The following is a 20,215-nucleotide window of genomic DNA, read 5'->3' on the forward strand; positions in this document are numbered from 1 at the left end:
CTGAGACTGGATGAAAGGCAAGGGTGTATAACGTGCGAGCTGCGAAACGAGTAACAGGTCATGATTATATCGAGCTTAAGGATTCCTACTTCGATACCCTGGAGCTCCAGTATTTACTAGGATTGTTCGCGCCTAAGCTGTCCAAAATTTCGTCTAAGAAAAACGTCGACAACGTTATCTCAGACACTAACACCTGCTTGTTGATACGCTACTTCAGTAAAATATCACGTCGGCCTTTGCTAGCAGATGATATTTCTTTTTCAGACATCGTCAGTTTGGTGCAAAGAAAGGCTCGCTACATCCCTTTTCCTGCCAGCTATGAGTACTTCGGAATCCTGCTTGGCAAGCAGGAAAGTAGTATTCGGCGCTATGAGCAGGGAGCAACGCTCATCCCTGCAGTTCGGCGCGCTCAAACGATTATTGCAGCGCTGCTGACCGAGAAAGGCACCATTGAAACCTGGATCACGTGCCTGGAGCAGGAAGCGGCTTGTCGTGGACTAAAGATGGATGACCTTATCGATAAGAGAGGGTGGCCGACGCCCGTTTCAGACCATAACCGTATTACTGGCCAGCACATACTGAATCTTAGAGACTCAGAACTCTATGATTACCTGGACCTGCAGTTCCTTCTGGGCCTATACATGCCCAAGATCAGACAATTTACTTCCGTTCCAACAGAACCGATCAATGATGTCCTGACATGTCTGTTGATTCGCTACCTGCTAATCACCATGGATGAAGAACAACGATCGGTCCCACCAGCGGAAAGAAGAACAATCTCCCAGTTGCCAGACCCGCTGGAATACCGTGACTTCGAAGCCTCTTATGTGAGCAGAGCAGCTACATTGCCTCGTTACCTTCACGAAGGAGTCCTGCTGGGCCGGGCCTATACGACCGTTATTCGCCTTCGCAGGGGCAAGAAGATAGTTCCAGCGATCCAGCGTACGATTCAGTTGCTCAATACAATGAGCAAAAAAGAATTCAGTATTTGGATAAGCTGTATTGAGGAAGAGGCAGCATCCAGAAACATCTCATTGGAGAAGCTTGCTGAAGCCAAAGGCTGGCCAGATACAGAGTGAGGCTTTCTAGTAAGCCTCACCCATCAGTAACCGAAAGCCCGTAATGATCTCCATATACTCACTATGGTTTGGGTAATAGTGACGCTTTAACTGGCGTCTGTTGCTCGCTGCAAATGCGACACTATTACCTTCGATGCCAAGCTGTGAAAGTATCCACCCTGTAGCGCCCTCAAAGCTTCTTGTAAACAGCGCTTCATTTCGATATCCCGCCCACTCATTAGACGCCTCACACGCCTTGGCGGTGTCCACCAGCCAGTCATTCAAGCGGTAATGCGAAGCTGAGGTAAACTCGACTAGTTTCCGTGCTTCAAGAAGTAGCGGTAGCGTCTCATCTGAGTAGCTTAAACTCTCAACAGTAGCTAGATCCCCTCCAAGCTCCTGTAACGCATCCGTAATCGCTCTGGACCAACTGCAGTAGTTACGCGGATAAAACGGCACAGGCAGGCACCGCAGCCGTTGAAAAGCCGGTTTCAGAGCATCGTTATCGGTATTCAAACCAAATCGGTCAGATCCTGCATCAATCCACCGAAATAGTAACCTTGCCCACACATAAGCAATCTCACCACGGGAAAACTTAACCGGCTCACCGATTAACCAGGAGGCGCTGACATAATCCACGCTGCCACTTGCTTCGACAGTTAATGAGCGGTTGAAGGTCAGCTGATCAGCATCGAGTCCCCATGCATGGCCAAGGATGGCCATCATATACAGAAACGAATCAGAGGCCCTTTCTAAACCCGGGTAATCACGTTCCATCGGCAAAATACCGATTGCAGTATGGTCATTTGCTACTTGGCCCTGAGGAGTGGGCTTTCGTCGTGGGCTGGAACTAGAAAGTAGATGGGTAAGCGCTGTATCCGCGCTTGGACTGTTCATCCAATCTAAGGCCTTCTCCCTCGATTCAAATCCAGTTTCCAGCAGATAAAAGTAGTCAGTTCCATCACCGACGTTAAGCCGAACCTCCCAGTCGGCTTGATCCCGTGATTGCCGGACAGCCCTAAGGTTTTTACGACAGACAGCCTCCCATACCTTCAATGATAGCTGGGGCTTGTTGCTGGCTGAAACTGAGCCATTGCCGGAGACCAACGTCCATGAACAGGATCCGGCAGCATCATTTTGAAAAACACCACCAAGAAACCACCAGGAACCATGCTCATGGATTGTTGAGTTAAACCCTGGAAACGTCAGGAACCGAAGTAACTTGGCTACCTTGCGATTCGAATCATCCGGCACAGCAAACAGGTTGGACAGCCACGCCTGGCCTTCAGCAGTTAAACTATCCGCGGTAGCGGGCATCTGAGAGAAAAAGCCTGATTCTTCAATATTCTCCAATGGCTTGTCCTGCGAAAGCGGTGCCAGCTGGAGCAACTGCTTTAACGCGATCCAATAATCGAGTGTGGGGTTGGCTGGACCTGGCACCAAGCCTAGCAATTCCTCGCGAAAAGCTTGTTGGTACTCAGCGCCATCCACATCTTCGAGAAGTGCCAAGAGCTTTCGTCGTACCAGGAGTTGGTCATATCCTTTTGTTAGATTTTCCAAATCCTGATCCAAAGCATTTTTTAGCTGCTCCCCCGATTGATCAAAAGTGCTACCACTATCGTCCCAATTCAACAGAGTAAGATCATCAGGAGGATCAACTTCACCACCCTCAGCATTGAGGGCCGGCTCTTCTGTAGAAGCTACAAGTGATCCAGCTTGAGCCTGAATGTCTTGAGACACACTTTGGAAGTATGAATGCCGCTTCAGGTGGGCACACAAGGCTTCAGCATCGATAAACGACTCTGAATAGCTTGCTCCCGCCCCTACATCAATGTGCATCACGCTAAGACCAAATGGATCAATGGAGACAACATGACGACCACTGCTATTTTTCGACAGGTATTTAGGCAGTAGCTGCAATAGCTTAGGATCCCTCCCCTCATCCAATATACCACCCACTACTTTTTCTGGAGATACGGGTAACGAGTTCTCTATGCCTGCCGCAAGGCAGATCTCATGAAGATAGCGAACGAGATCACCATCATCAGGGGCTTCCAGCAAGAAGCATTCAGTCAGGGCTAAAACAATCTCCGCCAAACCATCTGCGAGAATCCCCCTTGAAAGTAGCGTCCTTAGCCTGCGAGGATGGATACCGTTTAGCGCGAGGATTTCGTTAGCTTGGGCGGTCAGGAGGTCATCAGAGATCAGCTGGAGTCGTTCGGTAAACTCAGCTGGTGGAGCAATCGTTTTTCCGATTGCACTGGTTTCAACCTGTTTTTCAGACTGCTTCAACACAACTTCACAGTCATCAATCAACTGGAGCCAATCATCCAATAGAAGTGTCTTTCGCGAATAAAATGTACCAGAGGCCTCGGAAAAATGACCTGACTCACGCAGCTTTAGCGCAATGCCTTCAGATAGTTCACTGAGTATGACTGTTATCTGCTGATTGATTGTGAAGACTTGGCAATGCCCCTGGCTATCAGCCCTGATCAGCGGAGCAATGGCATATTCGTCTACAGCGTTCACTACAGTTAAATCAGATGTCGGGAGCACTGAGAGCCAGTCATCCATGCTCAATTGGCTAGTGGCTAGCAGGCATTCACCAACGGCAAGAAACAACCCTGTATCCAGTAAAAGATGCTTCTTTTCTCGATCAACGTTATCTATAGCTACGGTGGCTACGCGATCAGGCAGCTCAATGAAGATCGCCCGGGCTTCAATCCCTTGGTCAGCCGGACAGATGACGAATTCGCCTTGAGGATCTACTACGTCGAAAGCAATACCTGGAAATATGCTTTTCCAAGCGTCCGTTGTTAGAAACGTAGTTGGATAGAAATTATCGCCAATACCGACGAAACAGCCGCTGCCAATAAGCAATGATCTGGCTTTGTCAGAACACTGACTAACCTCAACGGAAACCTGACCATTAAGAACGATAACCTTTGTATCTGCACCATATCCTGAGAGATTTGGGCACAGACCGAATCTAAACGTACTATCCATAGTTCTGTACTGCAGAGTAGGTCAAAGAAATACTGAAGAAATATGAGCCCTGTGGCGGGCTCACAGATTGATAGGTAGCGTCTTCCGACACTACATACCCGGGGAAAGTGATGTTGTGGGTGATCTATTAGTGAATTTCAAAATCAGATCATTAATGAGCGATTTTATATTGTCTATTACGTTCGCCAGGCCAGAGACTGCCTCTTTGAGGCTCAGCCCAGCATCTGATCCTGGTTCAGCGTCGTCCAGTACATTGCTGATTTCCTTCAACTCAGGGGCAACCTGCTCAAGCTGCTCTGCAACGGCTTCAAACGGATCAATGATACGTTCTTCTATCTGTTCATCGCTCCACCCCATAATTCTAGCTTGTGCTGTGACTCGATCAACGACCATATCCAGTGCAGTGAAACTGTGCGAACTCTCATTGACGAGATCAACTAACGTATTGTAAGCCTCGGATGCTGCCCACTTTTTCACCTGTTTCTTAGCCAGAATCGCTGCCGGATCGTTGTTGGAAGCCATTTTGGCCAACTCTGAAATAGAAATTCCCAGATCACCGCTATCTTGCAGAAACTCATTAATCTCAGACACCTGGGCGAAAGTACTGCCAATCAAGTTCAGCTTTGACTGCAGCTTCTTCTCCTGGAAGGATGCTACCTGTTCGCGAACAGCTTCGCTGGACATCCCTTTACGTTGATCACGCCAACGACTAAAGCTTTCACGCGCATTCTGGGCAGAGTTATATATCTCGGTGCCGAAGTTAGTGCCGAAATGTGTAAGCGAGGTAGTCATCCCTACAACAGCTCGCCCTAACATCTGCCCAAGCATCCCACCAGCTCTGCCCTCATAGTGAGGCATATGAGGAGCATCTGTAGTTTGTGACACTACGCGGCCATGGGACTTGGAGCGGTCAGTACCACCCGTTTCTGCAGACGCAGTTTCAGGCTGCTTTGCACTATGCTGTGCGGAACGATGAACATCGCCATCGTCGCCTGATAGATCCTCGGCACGCTCTGGCTCGCTGGGATAATCAATGTCTCCCCAGTCCAAAGCCTGGCTGGTAGTCGTTTTAGGCTCGGTAGAGGGCTCAACCAACGATTGGCTAGCGTCATGGTCAACGGTGTTCCGCTGTTCCGTGTCGTCACTGTAGATATCCTGAACGCCTACATGCTCAAGCTCTTCGGCTAAGTTAAACGCTGTATAGGTACTGCTTGAAGCGTCTGTACCGATATCATTTTCTAACGGCTCGGGCTCGACATCACTCCAGTCGAGATCCGGGATCTGATCGCCAGCGGTCGCAGGATCGCTAAAAGAAGCGGTAGCTGCTTCACTTACATCACGTTCGAAGTACTCAGAGTCATTACTGTAGCCAACCTGCTCTAACTCTTCGGCCAAATTAAATGCAGCACCAGTAGTATCGGCAACTACTTCGTAGCCTACGTCATCCTCGATAGGACTATAAACAGTTTCTGGTTGCGAGTCTCCAAAGCTATCGATGAACTCTTGCTTGGAAACTGGAACACTCTCATCTACGAAAGTCTCTGACGGTTCGACTTCTGCGTGGTCTGGAGCGGGTATTTCCCCAGTGTTTATTTCCAGATCCGAACTAACCAGCTGAACCCCTATATATCGTTCGAACTGTTCACGAATAATCAGGTCAGCCAGCCCTTTATCTAGTGACTGCTGTATATAGTCAACGAGTTCCTGATCAGAAATGTCCGAAAGGCCATCGGTAATAAAACGATCCCAAGAACTCGCTATATCCGGATGGCTTTCTATGTACTTCTCTAAATGATTAGCACTCATTTGTCGCCTCCTGAACAAATTCGACCTCGTCGTGGTGAGCTGATGAAGGTGTAACCGGAACAGCTTGACCCAAAGGGTATATCACTTCTATATGGCCACCTGCTTCAACTTCCGCCAAAAATGAAATCTCATCCGCTAAAGAGATTCCTTTCTCATTTTCTGTATTCATCATTTTGACCTCGATATAACCACAAAATGTACTTTTTGACTTAGAACTATCGCCACATATTTGTGGTTTAATTCGCTGAATTCATGTTTACAACTGCTATCTTGGCTTGATTGGCACTCGCCGCTGCTCCAGCTAAAACCCGGTTAATATTTTCATCAATTTGAAAATGAAGGAAATCGATTAGCTGGCTTTTTCTTCTCTCTATTTCTAGCAGCTTTAGAAGTTCAGGCTCTCCACCTGATATATCCAAAACACCATCTTTTGTGTGAGGGTTTTCAACCTGATTACGCAGATACTCCATCAAAGATGTCTGACTTTCCCCAATAGTAATTTCAGACTCCCAAGCCAACTTACGGGCAAAAATTTCCATAGGGTCTTTCATTAGTTCGTAACTCACGTTGGAATGCGATACTGGGTTTTGGTCAACCCCAAAAAACAAGGCGACATACTTTTCTCTACCGGCAGATAGCTTATCCGCGTGTGAGCTTTCTTCGTCATCGTCTGTCAGGGCTACTATCAAGTCTTTTTCTGCCGTGACCCTATTCTCCGGATCTAGCCACCACTGAATGCTTTCATTCACCTGAGCTTCCACTAAATAAAAAATCTCTGACGCCTCAGGAGCTGCATAGGCATACTTCAGACCTTCTGGGATCTCCGCATCTTCATCAGCTTGTAACTTGCCCTTCACAACATAAAGCTGTTGTTCTCGGCTCTCCCGGCTTAGCGCCTGGGCTTCCATCAGTCGTTGAGTCGCGGAGGTGCTTCGCTTTATTTCAGACTGAACTTGTCCTCCCAGCGCAGCCACCGCATTTTCTAGTGTGACCTGCTGTCGGTTAAGGGCTTGGTCAGTAGAGTTAAATCCGGCATCAATCTCTTGGCCCAGCCCCTCAAATGCAGCTTGATAGGTAGCCCACAAACTCGCCAATTGAGCTTTGGCACTTGCCACAGTGGGCAGCACACACGCAGTATCACATCCGCAGTCAGGGCAAACGGCGTAGCTATTTGATGCATAAAGTGAGACAGCGAATATGGTCGCTCGAAGGGATTTTCGCATATCAGCCCTCGAAGCCTTGGTTCCGGACAAACGCAGCCTGGTGCTGAATCATCGGCAGCGCCAGTAGCATAGCGCTGTTTAACTTAACCTTGAGTGATTCGAACTTGGTCCAGTTCTCCATTTGCTGCCCCCTCACAAGGGATCGCAAAGTCGCTGCCGGAGAGCTTGCCGCAAGCTCTTCGAGGCGCTCTTTATCGAAAGCATCGGCAGCAGAGCCTGCCATAAACGACAGCACCGAATACTCGCCATCCGGTGTTGATATAGCAGGGGCTTTCAAGGCAATGCTATTGTCGAAAGCTTCATTCACTGGTTTCATGTGCTCTTCATAGAGCAATACTTCGGTTGTAGTCCTAACCTGCTGAGGTGTGGCAACACCTGAGAGTACTTTTAGATCGCCATTTTCATCACGGATTGACACCGGCGGTTCTGGCTCAGTTACCAATGATGCCCATTCAATAGCCTTCTGCGTTTCCTCAGTTGTTAGCGACAGCTTTGACAGGTCACTTTCGGCAGAAACTTCTTGCAACCTGGTTACCAGATACTTTTCTCTCAGAACTGAGGTATGGCCCTCCCGGGCCGCATCAAACAGAACACGTTTAGCCTCGCGGTTCTCTTGTATCAGCTGTTTTAGAGGCTTGATTTGATTCAATGCTTCAATCAATTCATCCGAGTGAGCAAAGGCCTCGCAAGCTTCAGCAGGCATGTTTTCCGCCCCATAGGTACGATCAGCCTTCTGCTTATGCTCTTGCACAAACGCCGCCTGCATTCGTGCATTTTCACTCGCATCCATAGCTTCCATTAAGCGGCTGTTTGCTTCGGTAGATCTTTTAACCTCCTGGCTTATAGTCGCTGAACTAGCCTGAACTGTGTTCGCCAGCATTTCCGTTCCCAAAACAACGGAACTAACGATCGACGTAAACCCCTGGGCAACTTGAGACGCCAAGTTACCAATCGCTTGAGTGGAACTCTGGACTTCAGCCGCTTCTTCTTGGCCAAATATTCTGGTTTGCTGGCAGCCACTGCAGGCATGACTAATTGATGGGGTCACAAACACGGCACTAAGCGCGATTCTATAAACCAACTTACTTCGCTTGAATTTGATACACATTTACTCGACCCCCAATACAGCTTTCCAATTGTCACGAATACCCTGCTCTAACGTGTTGAAACTACCGGAAGTGCCTTTAGAACTCGTTGATTGAACTTGAGCCCCAGTACTAACAGTTGCTCCACTCGATACAGTCCGGACATCAGAAGATGATGATCCGACCTGGCCGGAATAGTTGAAATCGAACGCATTCCCGGCCCCCAAGCAGTTCTGCAGTTCCGGTGAATTAGGGTTTGGCAACCCAGCGCTTACATCCACATCCACACTGGCAGTACAAGTCAGGAAGCTATTGACCTGACTTTGCAGATCATCGGAGTAATCGCAAACTGTGTTGCTAATTTCATCCTGTACTTGAGAGGCCAACGAACTTACAAGACTCGATATAGACGGAATACCTTGGAAAAAATTGAAATTCACGCCCATCAGGTTGTCCATACATGACATTGTGCCTAAGTCTTCACCACCTCCCTGAATCGCGCTCGCCTCGGCAACGGCCTTGGCCTTTTCGTGTTGGCGCTTTTTCTCTGCAGCTTCCACAAGACCAACACACCGTTCAGGATCGGCTATCGCCGACAGTGCAGGAGCAGAGGCAAACAAAGCACTCACTACCGATAGGGCTACCAGACATTTTTTCACGCTGCCCCCCCCACTCTTTGCATTCTTTTTGTCGCAACAGCCAACGCCATTTTTGCGGCTGCGAAGTTCTCCGGACTGAAGACCTCGCTCAGCACTCGGTGACGATGCAACGTGATAAGCCGGCCCTGCATCACTTTCGCGTATGCCAGCAGAGGCGGATTATCGTTGACTATTCGCAACATTGAGTCGAAGAGATTTATATCCTTCTCATATAAATTCATCATATGAATCAGCGCCCTGTCCGCAGGCAAGAACGCTAATAGCGCCATCGCCGTTATCATCTGATCATCATCGAGCGTATCAAGCATACCGTTGCTGGAAGCTAAGAATACTCTGATAGCCTCAGCAATCTGCTCTGTATCATCGCCCTTTGTCCAGTCTTCGAACTCTGTCATGCGGCGAACCAGCGCTGATGTCTCAGCCCCAAATTGTTGCCAGTAATCGTCTGTATGACCGCGAGGGTTTTGCATAAAGAACCTCGTTCTTGTGGATATTGAGCCACAGTATTTTTAATATAATAATACTTTTTTAACCCAACAAGCAGCATTTAGGACATGAATATATACAGAATAAGTCGTCTAGCGGCCGTTATTTTCCTACTCTGCTCTAGCTTTGCGTACGCAAATCCGATTGAAGAGATGAACCAAGTGTGGAAAGACGGAGCTTTGGAAGAAAGCCGAAGCATCCAGATTCTTAGAGCGGTTCTCGGAGGTATCGTCCATGATGCTGCTGGGCAAACCGCTTCAGCAGATGGTGCTTCCGGGATGCTGGGTGCGATGATGGCGGTCTACAACATCGGCGTTATGACCATTCTCGGTGCGATGCTGTTTATCCTATTCGTCTCACGAGGCATTGATGCCGGCACAGAAGGATCACTACTCAGTAAACGTTACAACAGCACTTGGGTACCAATCCGAACGGGTGGATCGATCATTGGACTCATGCCCGCCGTAGGTGGCTGGTCACTCGCGCAAAAGCTGGTAATGACATTTGTCGTTTACACAACCCATATAGCAGATATGACCGCCATGGCGGGTAACGCCTATACGATCGCAAACGGAGGGATTCAAGAATTCACGCCAAACAGAAATAGCCTTATCCCCCTCGCCCGACAGCTCTACAAAATGGAGATCTGCAGATATGTCCAGAACCAGGAGCATACTGGAGGGCCGATCGATACGAGCAACGAGCTAATTGACGGGGTAACCAGCACAAGTTCCGACTACTTCTTCGAGGTTCGCTATGACAGAAGGGTGCCTTATTCTACTGGCCAACCCGCGTGCGGAAGCGTACGACTTGATCTCTCAGGTATTGCGAATGACGCTCACGACTACTCAAGCGACTCTGCTACATCTTGGATCACTGAATCACACGATCAAATGAATGCGGTAAAAAGAGAGTCCGCTAAGAAAGCCGTTATTGCCTATCACTCTGCAGTAGTTGAAGTGCTTCGAAGCTTGGAGGCAAATAGCTCCCCAAGCCTTAAAATCTCCCCCTCATCTCACAAGTTCAAAAGCCCTGTAATCAGCTACGACAAAGTACTATTGCAGGAAATTGTGTACACCTTAGAAAACGCCATTCGCAGCACATACAACAGCGAGGTTACCAAACATCTCAACAAAATTATCTCAGGTGAAGCTCCCTTAGATTCAGAGCAATACCGCCCTGGCTGGATCATGCAAGGGTTCTACCTACCGGCTCAGATTCGCGCCATGCAGTTCATGGCAAGCCTGTCGAAAATCGCGCCAACCTACCACGAACCTCAGGCTATTCGAGTAGTTGAAGAAGAGAACAACTCAACTGAGAATCCATCCCAAGAACTTAAGGAAGGATTGATCGACTTAGGTGCGTTCTTTATTGAAGAACCGGCCGACAGTTTGTCGATTATAGGCATTAAAGCAAGAGAACAGTTGCTTGTACTGCATAACGAGGACCAGGATGCACTGACCAATATACAAAACCTTGGTCATAACCTGATCATCTTCTCCAGCACAGCCTTGCTATCCATACAAACAGCTTTGGCCATGGAGAGAGCCACCGACGAAGCTGCCGAAGCTGCTGCCGATGCTGCAGCAAGAGCTGCTTCAGGCATTCCACTTTTTGGAGGCGCTGCGGCTGCAGTTATTAAAGGCGCTCAAACCGCTGCTGATGTGATTTCAGGCGCTCTACTCAATGATCAGATGATCGGCCTACTATATAAGTGGATTGCAGGCTCTCTTATCGCTTTGCTGATCCTGGGGCTGCTGATGGCATACTGGATACCTTTGCAGCCAGCCATCATTTGGCTTCTATCGATTATCACCTGGATCGGTCAAGTGGTAATGATCATGTTCGGAACGGCGCTTTGGGCGGCTGCACACGCCATGCCGGAGGGTGACGGTATTTCAGGCACTACAGGTCGGGCGGGCTATGCCGTGCTGATTTCGGTTGTTACCAGACCTATCATTCTGATCCTGACCTACCCAACGGCACTGCTCATACTAAATGGCATGACTCCGATCATAGGAATGATCTGGATGTATTTTGATGGCATGAACCAAGGCTATGTTGCTTTGCTGGGCAATCTATTTGCCGTCGGGATGCTATATGTCGTTCTGCAGGTGATTGTATCGCGGGTATTCAATCTGCTGCATGAAATCCCTGACGAAATCCCTAAGCTCATCCAAGCTCCTATCAGCGGCGGTGGCGAAGGCATCTACCAAGCTGGTGATAGCAAGATGGGTGGTGTTACTCAACATATTAAAGAAGTCAGCAGATCAACACCTGGGCCAAGCGGACAGGCGACTGATGGCATTAGCGCCTCTTCAGGTATGCCGGATATCAGCGATGATCAACGGATGGATCGCCATTTCTAAAAGAAGGAGAAATTCTGGACATGAAAAAGCCGCCCGAAGGCGGCTTTTTTGATTTGAGATATGATTCAGAGGTCCAGCGACACCACCTTACTTTTCGGTGCTTTTGTACCGACTATTGATTCATAAACACCATTTTTAAAACTCTCAAAGTCTTCATTCTTTTTTCGAGCTTCCAAGTAAACAGTATACAAATCCCGCATAGTGTCTGAGTAATTTTTATACTCTCCCTCCTCCTCCTTGAATCTGCGAATTCCGTTTACATAACTCCCAACTACAATATCCCGCTTCAGGTATTCAGGAACAGTCACAACGGGCTTTACACCAGCCATCGCGCTACCATCAAGCTTCAGCTCGATACCAGCCTGGCTAAACCCCATATAGAGGCCACACAGCCAAACAGATAATGCTACGGCTGTAACTGATTTTTTATTGAGCAAAGCACGAACAACAGATAACGCTATATATAGATAGGCCGAACCCAAAGCCCCGTTCAAGATCCAATACCACACGATCTCGTGCGCACCAACTATTTCCATCGGTGCATGTGAGGCTGGCCTATTATCTGAAAAAAGAATCATCCAGAAGAAACTGGCAAACAGGTACCCAATAACAGCCCAGACCCGCCAAGCAGCTTTCAAGCCAAATAAATTAAAGCACTTCTTTTCTGAAACACTCATTTCAACCTCCTTAAGGCATAAAACTCCCTTTTTATAATATTCGCACAAGCGCTATTTTATAGCAAGCTTTTAACCACTAGTTGCCATATTTAATACAAATACCTTCCACCTATTTGGCAAATAGATGCCAAACACTGTCACGACCTTAACTGCGTGATGCCACTGCATGGTTAATAACAGGCAAAAAAAAGCCTAGTTATTACTAGGCCAAAATGTTTAATAAAAATAAACCGCTTTATCGTGATGAGAACCCACCGTCGCCATCCCAGTTGGATTTAATATCCTTCCTTATTTTCATTGCCTTGCCGTTGATAATCAGGATACCTTCAGCACCCTCAGGTATCTCCATCCCATTCTCTAATGTAACGTTGACCAGCTCCTGCTTAACATCAGGCTTAAAGTTATCGACCAATACCTCTCGCTGGTGGATGGCTACCAGGCGCTTCTTCCAATCGACTTCTGCATAAAGCTCATGGGAAACCGCAATGCTATACAGAGCCTCAATCCAAGTCTGATCACGAATATTCCACTCTGTTCTCTTACGAATATTAACCTTGGTCTTGTCCGCAAAAACTTGCCAGCCTTCCGGGACAATCATCTCCAACGCGGACCAAAGTGGCAGATCGACACCAAATAATGTCACCGGCGGTAAGATCGGGGGAATCTCCCCATAGTGCTGGATAATCCGGTCCTTATTGTTAGCAACCATGGCCATGTGATCTCCCAACTCAATTGTAGGTTGAGGCTCAGGCGGTGGGACTTGCAGGCCTGGCATCTCAACCATAACTGGCTCGGGCATAACGACCCCCAATCGCTCGGATTTGGGAACAGGTGCAGAATTCTCGCCATAGATAATCTGAACCCCTGCCTGTGTCTCCATCGCAGCAATTGTTGCAACTACTAGTAAACATCTCTGAAAAATAAGTCGCATACATCACCCCATCGTGACGCTAAAGCCAGCAAGTGGCTTAAACTGTTTCACTGTCTCAGGCGGAACCGCTTGATCTTCATGTTGCGCTTGGATGGGATCCGCTTCGCGCTCCAGTTCAGCACTATCTAAAGTAGTTCCCGCTGCAGGTAATCGAACGTCTTCAGCAATGCTTGGAGGGGCCGGCACCTGAGCTGGTGAAGCCGTCTGCGGAGCGCGTGCTTCAACCTGTCTTGGTACTGATGGAGACACCATCTCTGGTTCAGCGACTTCATCTGACAAGCTGCGTAGCAGCCGTACAACATCATCGCGAGATGCTGCGCGGCCTTTTACCGCATTCTCATTTGCCAAAAATAGGAAAAGATCCAGCAACCCAGCCTCTTTGACAACCAACCCTGCCATCGCCATTTCAGTGAATACGCGCGGTTTATCACGACTGTTCTGTGCAAAGCCTCCAGCGTAATCCATCAGCCGTGTGCTACCTGGCTTCCCCTCTAGCTCAGAAAGCGTGAGCCGTGTGGTTTTCTTACCGGAATTCATGCCTCCTACCTCTCAGCTTTCACGACTGCGTAAACCTTATCCAATTGGGTAAAGATCAACAGCTTCAAGAAGCCATCAGCATTGCCGTACTCCGGCTTTTCTACACAGCTCACACTCTGATAGTTTTTCTCCACTTCCTCTTTGAGCAACGCAAATCCCCCACCGATACCAATATATTTACGTAACGATGGAAAACTCTTCTTAAAGTCATTCGCCGTTTCAATGATTTCACGAAGAATTATGTTGCATGCGGTGGACACCTCATCACTTACATCCTCCGGAGCACCACCAAAAGCTGATACTTGCCGGTGTTTAAGCGCATCATCCAGAATCGTATAATCAGGTCTCACACGAAGTCTCGGCTCCAAGAGATCGGCCAATAGATCACGGATGTGGCTGACCCCTTTCATAATGGTCTTTTTAGCTGCAATGCTAAAATCAGGGTTCACGATGGCCATATCTGTGGTGTTGCCACCAATATCAATCGCCATGCAAACGCCACCCTCAGGCACAACGGGGTTGTTGAGATCGACTAAATAATCAAAAGCCCCCCCCCATTGCTTCGGCAAAACAGCCGTGAAAAACAATATCAGCGGACGGCTCGCCTCTGATGCCGATATTTACAGGATGCTTGATATTGGCTGTCTTTCTATCAATGTATACCTGGTTAATACCATCGCTGCCTTTCAGAAACTGCTCCAACGGAAGACCGGTAACAATGCCAACTTTCTGACCATTGGTGATACCAATCTTGTTCAACAGCGCATGTACCAGCATCCGATTGATCGGCCTTACCCCATAGTCATCATGGCGCGTATCTTCGACCTTTGAAGCGTCCAGATAGGCGCTCACCGTATACTCAGCATCGTCGCTACAATATAAAGATGGTACACCGCTTCCTATGGAATTGAGGCAACGGCCTCTGCCAGCCATAGACACAATCGAGTCGTTCATTAGCGTTAGCTTTCCATCCTCAACTGCCAACCAGGACGCTTTAATTCCTGCATACCCATCATCGATCGCAATCAGCGGGAAGCCAATTTCCATAAAAAGCGATTGCCCAGAAACTTCAGCCAATGAAGCCAGGTACTGGTGAATATCCAACCCTGAGAAAAAACCAACCTCTTGTGTCGATTGAATTTGTAGCATGTTGATCTCCTATTAAAACTACAGATATCCATTGATGCGGCGGATAGCAGCACGGGCAAACCCGATGGGACGACGATTTCCAAAAATCCAACGCCTGAAACGCGGGATAATAGTGGTGAAGCTGACACCAAGAAGTTTCATCAGGATCGCAACTCCCCACAGCTTGAGTACCGTCATAGCCATGCCAAAGGTTGGCCATACCATCCATAGGATGCCGCAAAACATCAACTCCCCTTGCAAACCAAATACCGTCAGCGGTAGGGCCGTTCGATGCCACTGCATCGGTTGTTCTTTATTAACTTCTGGATTCATTGATGATCTCTCCACTCTCCGAATTCCAGTTGCTGTTCAGCAAACTGTTGCTCACTGATAAATCCTTGATCAAATCGCTGCTTAGCGGCCTGGGTGAAGCTCATTGCACGTATTCCCTGGCCGACTCGTTCCCTTATTGCCCCTTCAGCTGCGATCAAACCGCCCTTCATGAAAGCTACTTTCAGCTGCTCTCTATCTTCAGGCGCGAAGAGCACATATTCAGTGATAGCGCATCGCCCACCACCCAGCTTTGGCAACAGACGTTGGCAGGTAATGACGCGCAGCGAGCTGATGAGGCTTGCTGCCATATTTGTTTGTTCAGACTCGGGAAAATTCATTGTTACTCGCGCCAGCGCCGAAGAGGCATCTGTCACATGCACCGTTGAGTAGACAGCATGGCCAGTCAGTGAAGCTTCCAGAGATAAGCGAATAGTTTCCGGATCGCGCATTTCACCCACGAGAATGACGTCTGGGTTGTCGCGTAATAGGCCTTTTAGCGCAACCGAGAAACCAGCCACGTTTGTTATGTACTCTTCTTGACCGATCACCCCCGTCCGTATCGATTCAAGGTCTTCTGGCAAGTTGTTCAGATCAAATTCAATTGGATCTTCAATAGTCGCCAGATGCTCGCCTGGACCATATACCAGACGATGCAAGATTACTGAAAACAGGCACGTTGTTTTACCGCTTCCGGTCGGACCGGTAACCAAGGCGATTCCGTTTTCATGAACAAGCGCGGATTTCAACTCTTCGGGTAAGTCGAGTTCATTGAAGTTTGGAGGGAGCGCCGAAATCGGACGACAAACTAATCTGAAGCCGGTGCTGGTCGATGAATCGGCGATTGACGCTGCTGATAGCCTAAAACGCCCCGTCCGCTCAGCAGATTCACGGACTCGATATGCCCAAGAACTTGGGGTACCAGTTGCTATTGAGTTGGCATAGCCCTCGCCTTTGTCTCGCGCAATATGCTCGCGAATGATTTTTGCATCGATTTCATCTTCAGTGACACGGGTCATACGGCCATCCAGCCTGGCCCAAATGCAGTCATCGGATTTGAAGAAGATGTCGGAACATCCCCGATCCCGAAGGCGAACAAGTAGCTGATTAAACTCACTGACCCCGAATTGTGCGGTAATCGGTTCTGGGTGGCCGAATACATATTTAGTCATTGCGGAACCACCAGCCAATCTTCGCTCTTTGTAAATGCAGGATTGACATCCAGTTTTAGCACCACGTCTCCGATATAGAGCGTCTTGCCGTCTTTGGACCGGGTCACCCCAAGATCCTCAGTAGATGTTCTGGGTAAAGAAAGTACGTTCTTATCTGCAAGCTCCAGATAACGCTGCATACCCACAAAATCTCGCTGCAGCCGATTAGCATTAGCGTCAAACTGCATGTTTGCCTGGCGAACACCAATTGCCCATCCCTCGCGCACCCACTGATTCCATAGCTCTTGCTCCTCTGGGTTTCCGGGGCGAGGCAAAGCAGCTCTCTGGGGTGTTTCAGGTTTCTGGAACTCTCGATAGAGATAGTTCAGGTAGGTTGGAGGACTGGTCACCACCACTGGATCCGTCTCAAGCTGGTACGTGCGCTGGATACGCCGTGCCATTCGACCGCCGTCTGCGACCTCTTTGATTTCGTCGGTCTCAGTGACTACCGGAGGCAGAATATTTCCCGGCAGCAGCAGATTGCTGAAATCAAAAATCACTGAGAATCGATCGTGGTATGCCTTTAACCAACGATTGATCTCGCGTGATCGATCATAAAGACCAGCCTGCACACCAGTGGAGATAGCAACGTCACGCATACCCGAGTACCGGGAGCCTTCTGTAATTGGCTGTGCCAACGCATTCGAATCAACATCGATCCATTCATCTAATACGCTGGTGTTTGCTTTATTACTATTAGTTGCACAGCCACTGGCACTAATGAGGATGACCGTCATTGTCAGAGCTTTGTACACAATAGCCCCCTATTTATATACCAGCTGAATCGTCTTCAGCTGGTCATCCAGAATGACGTCGGCACGGTGGCCTGCCATATAACCAGCATGAGTGATGTACTCGCCTAGCGTCATGATCTTGTCGGGGAAGTTAACAATGATGGGCGTGATCGGCTTGACGCCCATGGTCTCTAGGAAGTCATAGCCAGTTAGTTCTGACATTTTGAGTATGAATGGCTCAATCTCAATTTCTATGCCGCCTGGGAAGCTCATGACGCGACGTAAGGACGGAGATAGCTTGGATACTTCGAGACGAGGAGCATCTTTTACACCGTACCGGGCTGAGGCCAATCGGTCATTGGCAGCATACTGGGCCATGATGGTTTCGCTAATCGAGACCAGCCTTTTAACTGCTGGGTCATGGTGCCCCAACCCCTCACCTTGTTGCGGGGAATTTGATGAACAGCCAGTACCGGCCAGCACCCCACAGCACAGAGCAATGATTCCAAACGTCTTCATTTATCTCCCCTAGATTCACGGCATTATTTCAATATCGCTTAATTATATTACAGAGAATATCAATTGACACCCCTCTAGCAGCCTACTGCCACCGATGTGGCATATAGATGCCAGCAGCAGCACATCGCCATTACATAAATACCGAACAATCCACTAGCAGCCTCTAACTGGCATACAGATGGCATGGAGATGCCATATAAGCCCCTCGCTCAGGCATTTTCTCTCAGCTTTGTGTCAAAGTGACATCAAGTGGCAGCCAAAATCACTAAAACCCATGGGTAAAAGGCAGCTGGATGCCAGTGATACGCCCTGGACCGGCAACTGCCGGGCGCAATACCACCAGTCACGCCACCTTGGCAGGGCTGCGTTCGTATAGCACAGAGCCCATGCGGCAGCATCAAGCCGTATAACGGCGTATATATGGCAGGCGTAGGCCAAACCGACACCATATAATGCAATCTAGCTACCCTAACCATTTCCATTTCACTTATTTATAATGAAACATATTACAAACACCCCCAGTAGCACGCAGAATGAAACGCTCTCCATACGCTTGTAGCAACACCGCCAAAACAGTTGCTGAAACATGGGGAGCTATATCAAAAGGGGAAGCCGATAAATTGTCAGCATTGCAACGGAATTCGACATGACGAGAGAAAACCACAGTAAAAATGAACCCCAAAAAAAATGGGACACTGTTTTTACAAGGGAAAGCGCTACAGAAATGGATTACCAAGAGCGCGTCTCTAAGCTTCTTGAGAACTACAGTCAAAAATCCGCGGTGGATTGGGACCTGGATAAGGACGGCCTTATTAAATGGCTAACCACATATAGGGACACCCTTAGTAAGGCATCCTGGAGACGCCAGAGAGCGGCTCTGGTTTGGTTTATGAGGGAGATTGAGATGGATCCTGCCCTGTCTGAACGTATCAAGGAAATCAGTACAGAGGGATGCCTTGAAAAAGGCACTCGTACATCAGCTTCTAAGGCGAAAAACATCTCGGAAAAAGACTTTAATGTCCTGGCCAATGAACTATTGGAGCAGGCCGAAAAAGACAGCATTAAAAATCAGGCCCCCATTTATGAAAGTCTTGCCATGAAAACACTGGCCTTCCTTTGGGCGGGAGTGATTACCGGACTCAGACCATCAGAGTGGGAGAGCCACGAGCTGAATATTGACGAAAGAAAGCTGATCGTACAGAATGGAAAAGCTTCTAATGGTCGATCGAATGGAGAATCTCGAACGATATTTCTCACGGAAGCGACCGAAGAAGAATGGGAGGTGGTAAAACTCCATTCAGGGTTTGTTAAAAACGTAGCATCAGAACTTCCCCAAGGCATTCCTTCAGACAAGGCTCCCAATCGATACAGGGATATCCTTGAAGAAGAATCCCCTTTCTCTCGATATCAAAAATCTTGCAAAAACCGGATCTACGCCGCTACAAAAAAACTGTGGCCACGGCGTAAAAAGCGGCCTTCTCTCTATACGGGACGCCATCAATTCTCAGCTAACCTTAAATCGTCTAGGGCAGATCTTAGAGCCATTGCAGCCCTTATGGGGCATGGCACGGATCGAACCGCCACGGAGCACTACGGAAAGGGGCGCTACGGATCCGGGCGATCACCGGCACGGGCCGATGATGCGGAGGCCTCCCGAGTGAGGCAGGTCTTTAGCTCTAGGCCATCTGGCACCCAACACACCGGTCCATCTCGATAGTACGTCCAAACGAAAAAGTGGTGCAGCCTGCACCACTTTTACGATCCACCAGCACCATCGTAGTCTGTATCTAAGGAAAGCCTTGTTGCAGGATTGCCTTAAATTTCAAGGGCCTTCCTTAACCTGGCTCCATCGAGTATCTGGCATAAAAAAGCCGCACTAGAGTGCGGCTTTTTTATTGATCACAGATGCTTAGGTCGGGATCTTCATACGATTTTTCATGAACTCAGCCCACTCCGGGCTCCCGGCCCTGTACTGATGCTGGCAGGACGAACAGATAATCACCTCCCGAGAGTCAGCCGTGCCCGGTGGAAAGTAGGCTAGCGTCATCTTCTGGCATGCGGGGCAAACCTGATTAACGTGTTAAAAAGCCTGGCTGTTACTCATAAAGAAATCCTATTTAATGATCGCCTTTGCTGGTGGACGTCCCGCCAGACGGTTGCAGTTTAACAAGCACTGTATAAATATACAGATCATGTTGCTTTTTATAATCCGTAGGAACTATCGAAAAATACGGCTCGATGAGTCGGTCATGGAGACCGTTGGCGTTCGTCGGCGTGACGGGAGCACCCGGTATATTAGGTTCAGGGGATATGTCGACTATGATGACTTTCAACGCCTGCGAGCCTCAGGGGAAGCCACCGCGATATTAATGGATATCTGGGAATACCAAGAAAATGGCGATATCGTCATGCCCCGTATACGGGTACCAGCGGGATCCTGGGTGGCCGGCTGTCTG

19 protein-coding genes are annotated in these 20,215 nt (G+C 48.6%); 3 read left to right on the top strand and 16 right to left on the bottom strand.

Annotation, left to right across the window (positions count from 1 at the left end; translation table 11 throughout):
* Nucleotides 1-32 precede the first annotated feature (32 nt).
* Nucleotides 33-1,079: a hypothetical protein gene (locus Q354_RS0123330; protein ID WP_156948478.1), complete on the top strand. Its 1,047-nt coding sequence runs from the start codon at nucleotides 33-35 to the stop codon at nucleotides 1,077-1,079.
* Nucleotides 1,080-1,085: 6 nt separating this feature from the next.
* On the opposite strand, the gene Q354_RS0123335 is transcribed toward Q354_RS0123330, so the two are convergent.
* From Q354_RS0123335 to Q354_RS0123360, 7 genes are all read right to left on the bottom strand, one after another.
* A complete protein-coding gene (locus tag Q354_RS0123335) occupies nucleotides 1,086-4,064 on the bottom strand; it encodes a hypothetical protein (RefSeq protein ID WP_027859730.1) in 2,979 nt (992 codons plus the stop codon).
* 90 nt (nucleotides 4,065-4,154) lie between these two features.
* A complete protein-coding gene (locus tag Q354_RS0123340) occupies nucleotides 4,155-5,870 on the bottom strand; it encodes a hypothetical protein (RefSeq protein ID WP_027859731.1) in 1,716 nt (571 codons plus the stop codon).
* Entirely contained in the window at nucleotides 5,860-6,042 is a 183-nt protein-coding gene (locus tag Q354_RS28395) for a hypothetical protein (RefSeq protein WP_156948479.1), read from the bottom strand. The genes Q354_RS0123340 and Q354_RS28395 overlap by 11 nt, the downstream gene beginning before the upstream one ends.
* Nucleotides 6,043-6,106: 64 nt before the next feature.
* Nucleotides 6,107-6,985 (bottom strand): hypothetical protein, encoded by an 879-nt coding sequence (locus Q354_RS0123345; protein WP_156948480.1) that lies wholly within the window; start codon nucleotides 6,983-6,985, stop codon nucleotides 6,107-6,109.
* A gap of 109 nt (nucleotides 6,986-7,094) precedes the next feature.
* On the bottom strand, nucleotides 7,095-8,201 hold the full coding sequence (locus Q354_RS0123350) for a hypothetical protein (RefSeq protein WP_027859733.1): 1,107 nt from the start codon (nucleotides 8,199-8,201) through the stop codon (nucleotides 7,095-7,097).
* Nucleotides 8,202-8,837, bottom strand: a complete 636-nt coding sequence (locus Q354_RS0123355; RefSeq protein ID WP_027859734.1) for a hypothetical protein — start codon at nucleotides 8,835-8,837, stop codon at nucleotides 8,202-8,204.
* Complete coding sequence (locus Q354_RS0123360; RefSeq protein WP_027859735.1) at nucleotides 8,834-9,307, bottom strand: type IVB secretion system protein IcmW; 474 nt, start codon at nucleotides 9,305-9,307, stop codon at nucleotides 8,834-8,836. The genes Q354_RS0123355 and Q354_RS0123360 overlap by 4 nt, the downstream gene beginning before the upstream one ends.
* An 84-nt stretch (nucleotides 9,308-9,391) precedes the next feature.
* On the opposite strand from Q354_RS0123360, the gene Q354_RS0123365 reads away from it, so the two are divergent.
* On the top strand, nucleotides 9,392-11,692 hold the full coding sequence (locus tag Q354_RS0123365) for a DotA/TraY family protein (protein WP_027859736.1): 2,301 nt from the start codon (nucleotides 9,392-9,394) through the stop codon (nucleotides 11,690-11,692).
* A gap of 65 nt (nucleotides 11,693-11,757) precedes the next feature.
* On the opposite strand, the gene Q354_RS0123370 is transcribed toward Q354_RS0123365, so the two are convergent.
* From Q354_RS0123370 to Q354_RS0123410, 9 genes are all read right to left on the bottom strand, one after another.
* Nucleotides 11,758-12,369, bottom strand: a complete 612-nt coding sequence (locus Q354_RS0123370) for a hypothetical protein (protein WP_027859737.1) — start codon at nucleotides 12,367-12,369, stop codon at nucleotides 11,758-11,760.
* Between the two features lie 235 nt (nucleotides 12,370-12,604).
* Nucleotides 12,605-13,300 carry a hypothetical protein gene (locus Q354_RS0123375; protein WP_156948481.1) on the bottom strand — a complete coding sequence of 232 codons (696 nt, stop codon included), beginning with the start codon at nucleotides 13,298-13,300 and terminating at the stop codon, nucleotides 12,605-12,607.
* Nucleotides 13,301-13,303: 3 nt separating this feature from the next.
* On the bottom strand, nucleotides 13,304-13,837 hold the full coding sequence (locus Q354_RS0123380; protein ID WP_027859739.1) for a hypothetical protein: 534 nt from the start codon (nucleotides 13,835-13,837) through the stop codon (nucleotides 13,304-13,306).
* A 5-nt stretch (nucleotides 13,838-13,842) separates the two neighbouring features.
* Nucleotides 13,843-14,328, bottom strand: coding sequence for an acetate and sugar kinases/Hsc70/actin family protein (locus tag Q354_RS28910; protein WP_027859740.1), 486 nt, complete (start codon nucleotides 14,326-14,328; stop codon nucleotides 13,843-13,845).
* Nucleotides 14,329-14,377: 49 nt separating this feature from the next.
* Nucleotides 14,378-14,986, bottom strand: a complete 609-nt coding sequence (parM, locus tag Q354_RS28915) for a plasmid segregation protein ParM domain-containing protein (RefSeq protein WP_027859741.1) — start codon at nucleotides 14,984-14,986, stop codon at nucleotides 14,378-14,380.
* Nucleotides 14,987-15,004: 18 nt separating this feature from the next.
* A complete protein-coding gene (locus Q354_RS0123395) occupies nucleotides 15,005-15,298 on the bottom strand; it encodes a hypothetical protein (protein ID WP_027859742.1) in 294 nt (97 codons plus the stop codon).
* Nucleotides 15,295-16,467 (bottom strand): type IV pilus twitching motility protein PilT, encoded by a 1,173-nt coding sequence (locus tag Q354_RS27740; protein WP_051560583.1) that lies wholly within the window; start codon nucleotides 16,465-16,467, stop codon nucleotides 15,295-15,297. The genes Q354_RS0123395 and Q354_RS27740 overlap by 4 nt, the downstream gene beginning before the upstream one ends.
* Nucleotides 16,464-17,261 (bottom strand): type IV secretory system conjugative DNA transfer family protein, encoded by a 798-nt coding sequence (locus Q354_RS0123405; RefSeq protein ID WP_156948482.1) that lies wholly within the window; start codon nucleotides 17,259-17,261, stop codon nucleotides 16,464-16,466. Before Q354_RS0123405 ends, Q354_RS27740 begins: the two co-directional genes overlap by 4 nt.
* A 9-nt stretch (nucleotides 17,262-17,270) precedes the next feature.
* Entirely contained in the window at nucleotides 17,271-17,759 is a 489-nt protein-coding gene (locus Q354_RS0123410) for a DotD/TraH family lipoprotein (protein ID WP_084332736.1), read from the bottom strand.
* Between the two features lie 646 nt (nucleotides 17,760-18,405).
* Here Q354_RS0123410 and Q354_RS0123415 point away from each other — a divergent pair.
* Complete coding sequence (locus Q354_RS0123415) at nucleotides 18,406-19,476, top strand: site-specific integrase (RefSeq protein ID WP_027859745.1); 1,071 nt, start codon at nucleotides 18,406-18,408, stop codon at nucleotides 19,474-19,476.
* Nucleotides 19,477-20,215 lie beyond the last annotated feature (739 nt).

It is taken from the genome of Marinobacterium jannaschii DSM 6295 (assembly GCF_000620085.1).
Lineage (GTDB): Bacteria > Pseudomonadota > Gammaproteobacteria > Pseudomonadales > Balneatricaceae > Pontibacterium > Pontibacterium jannaschii.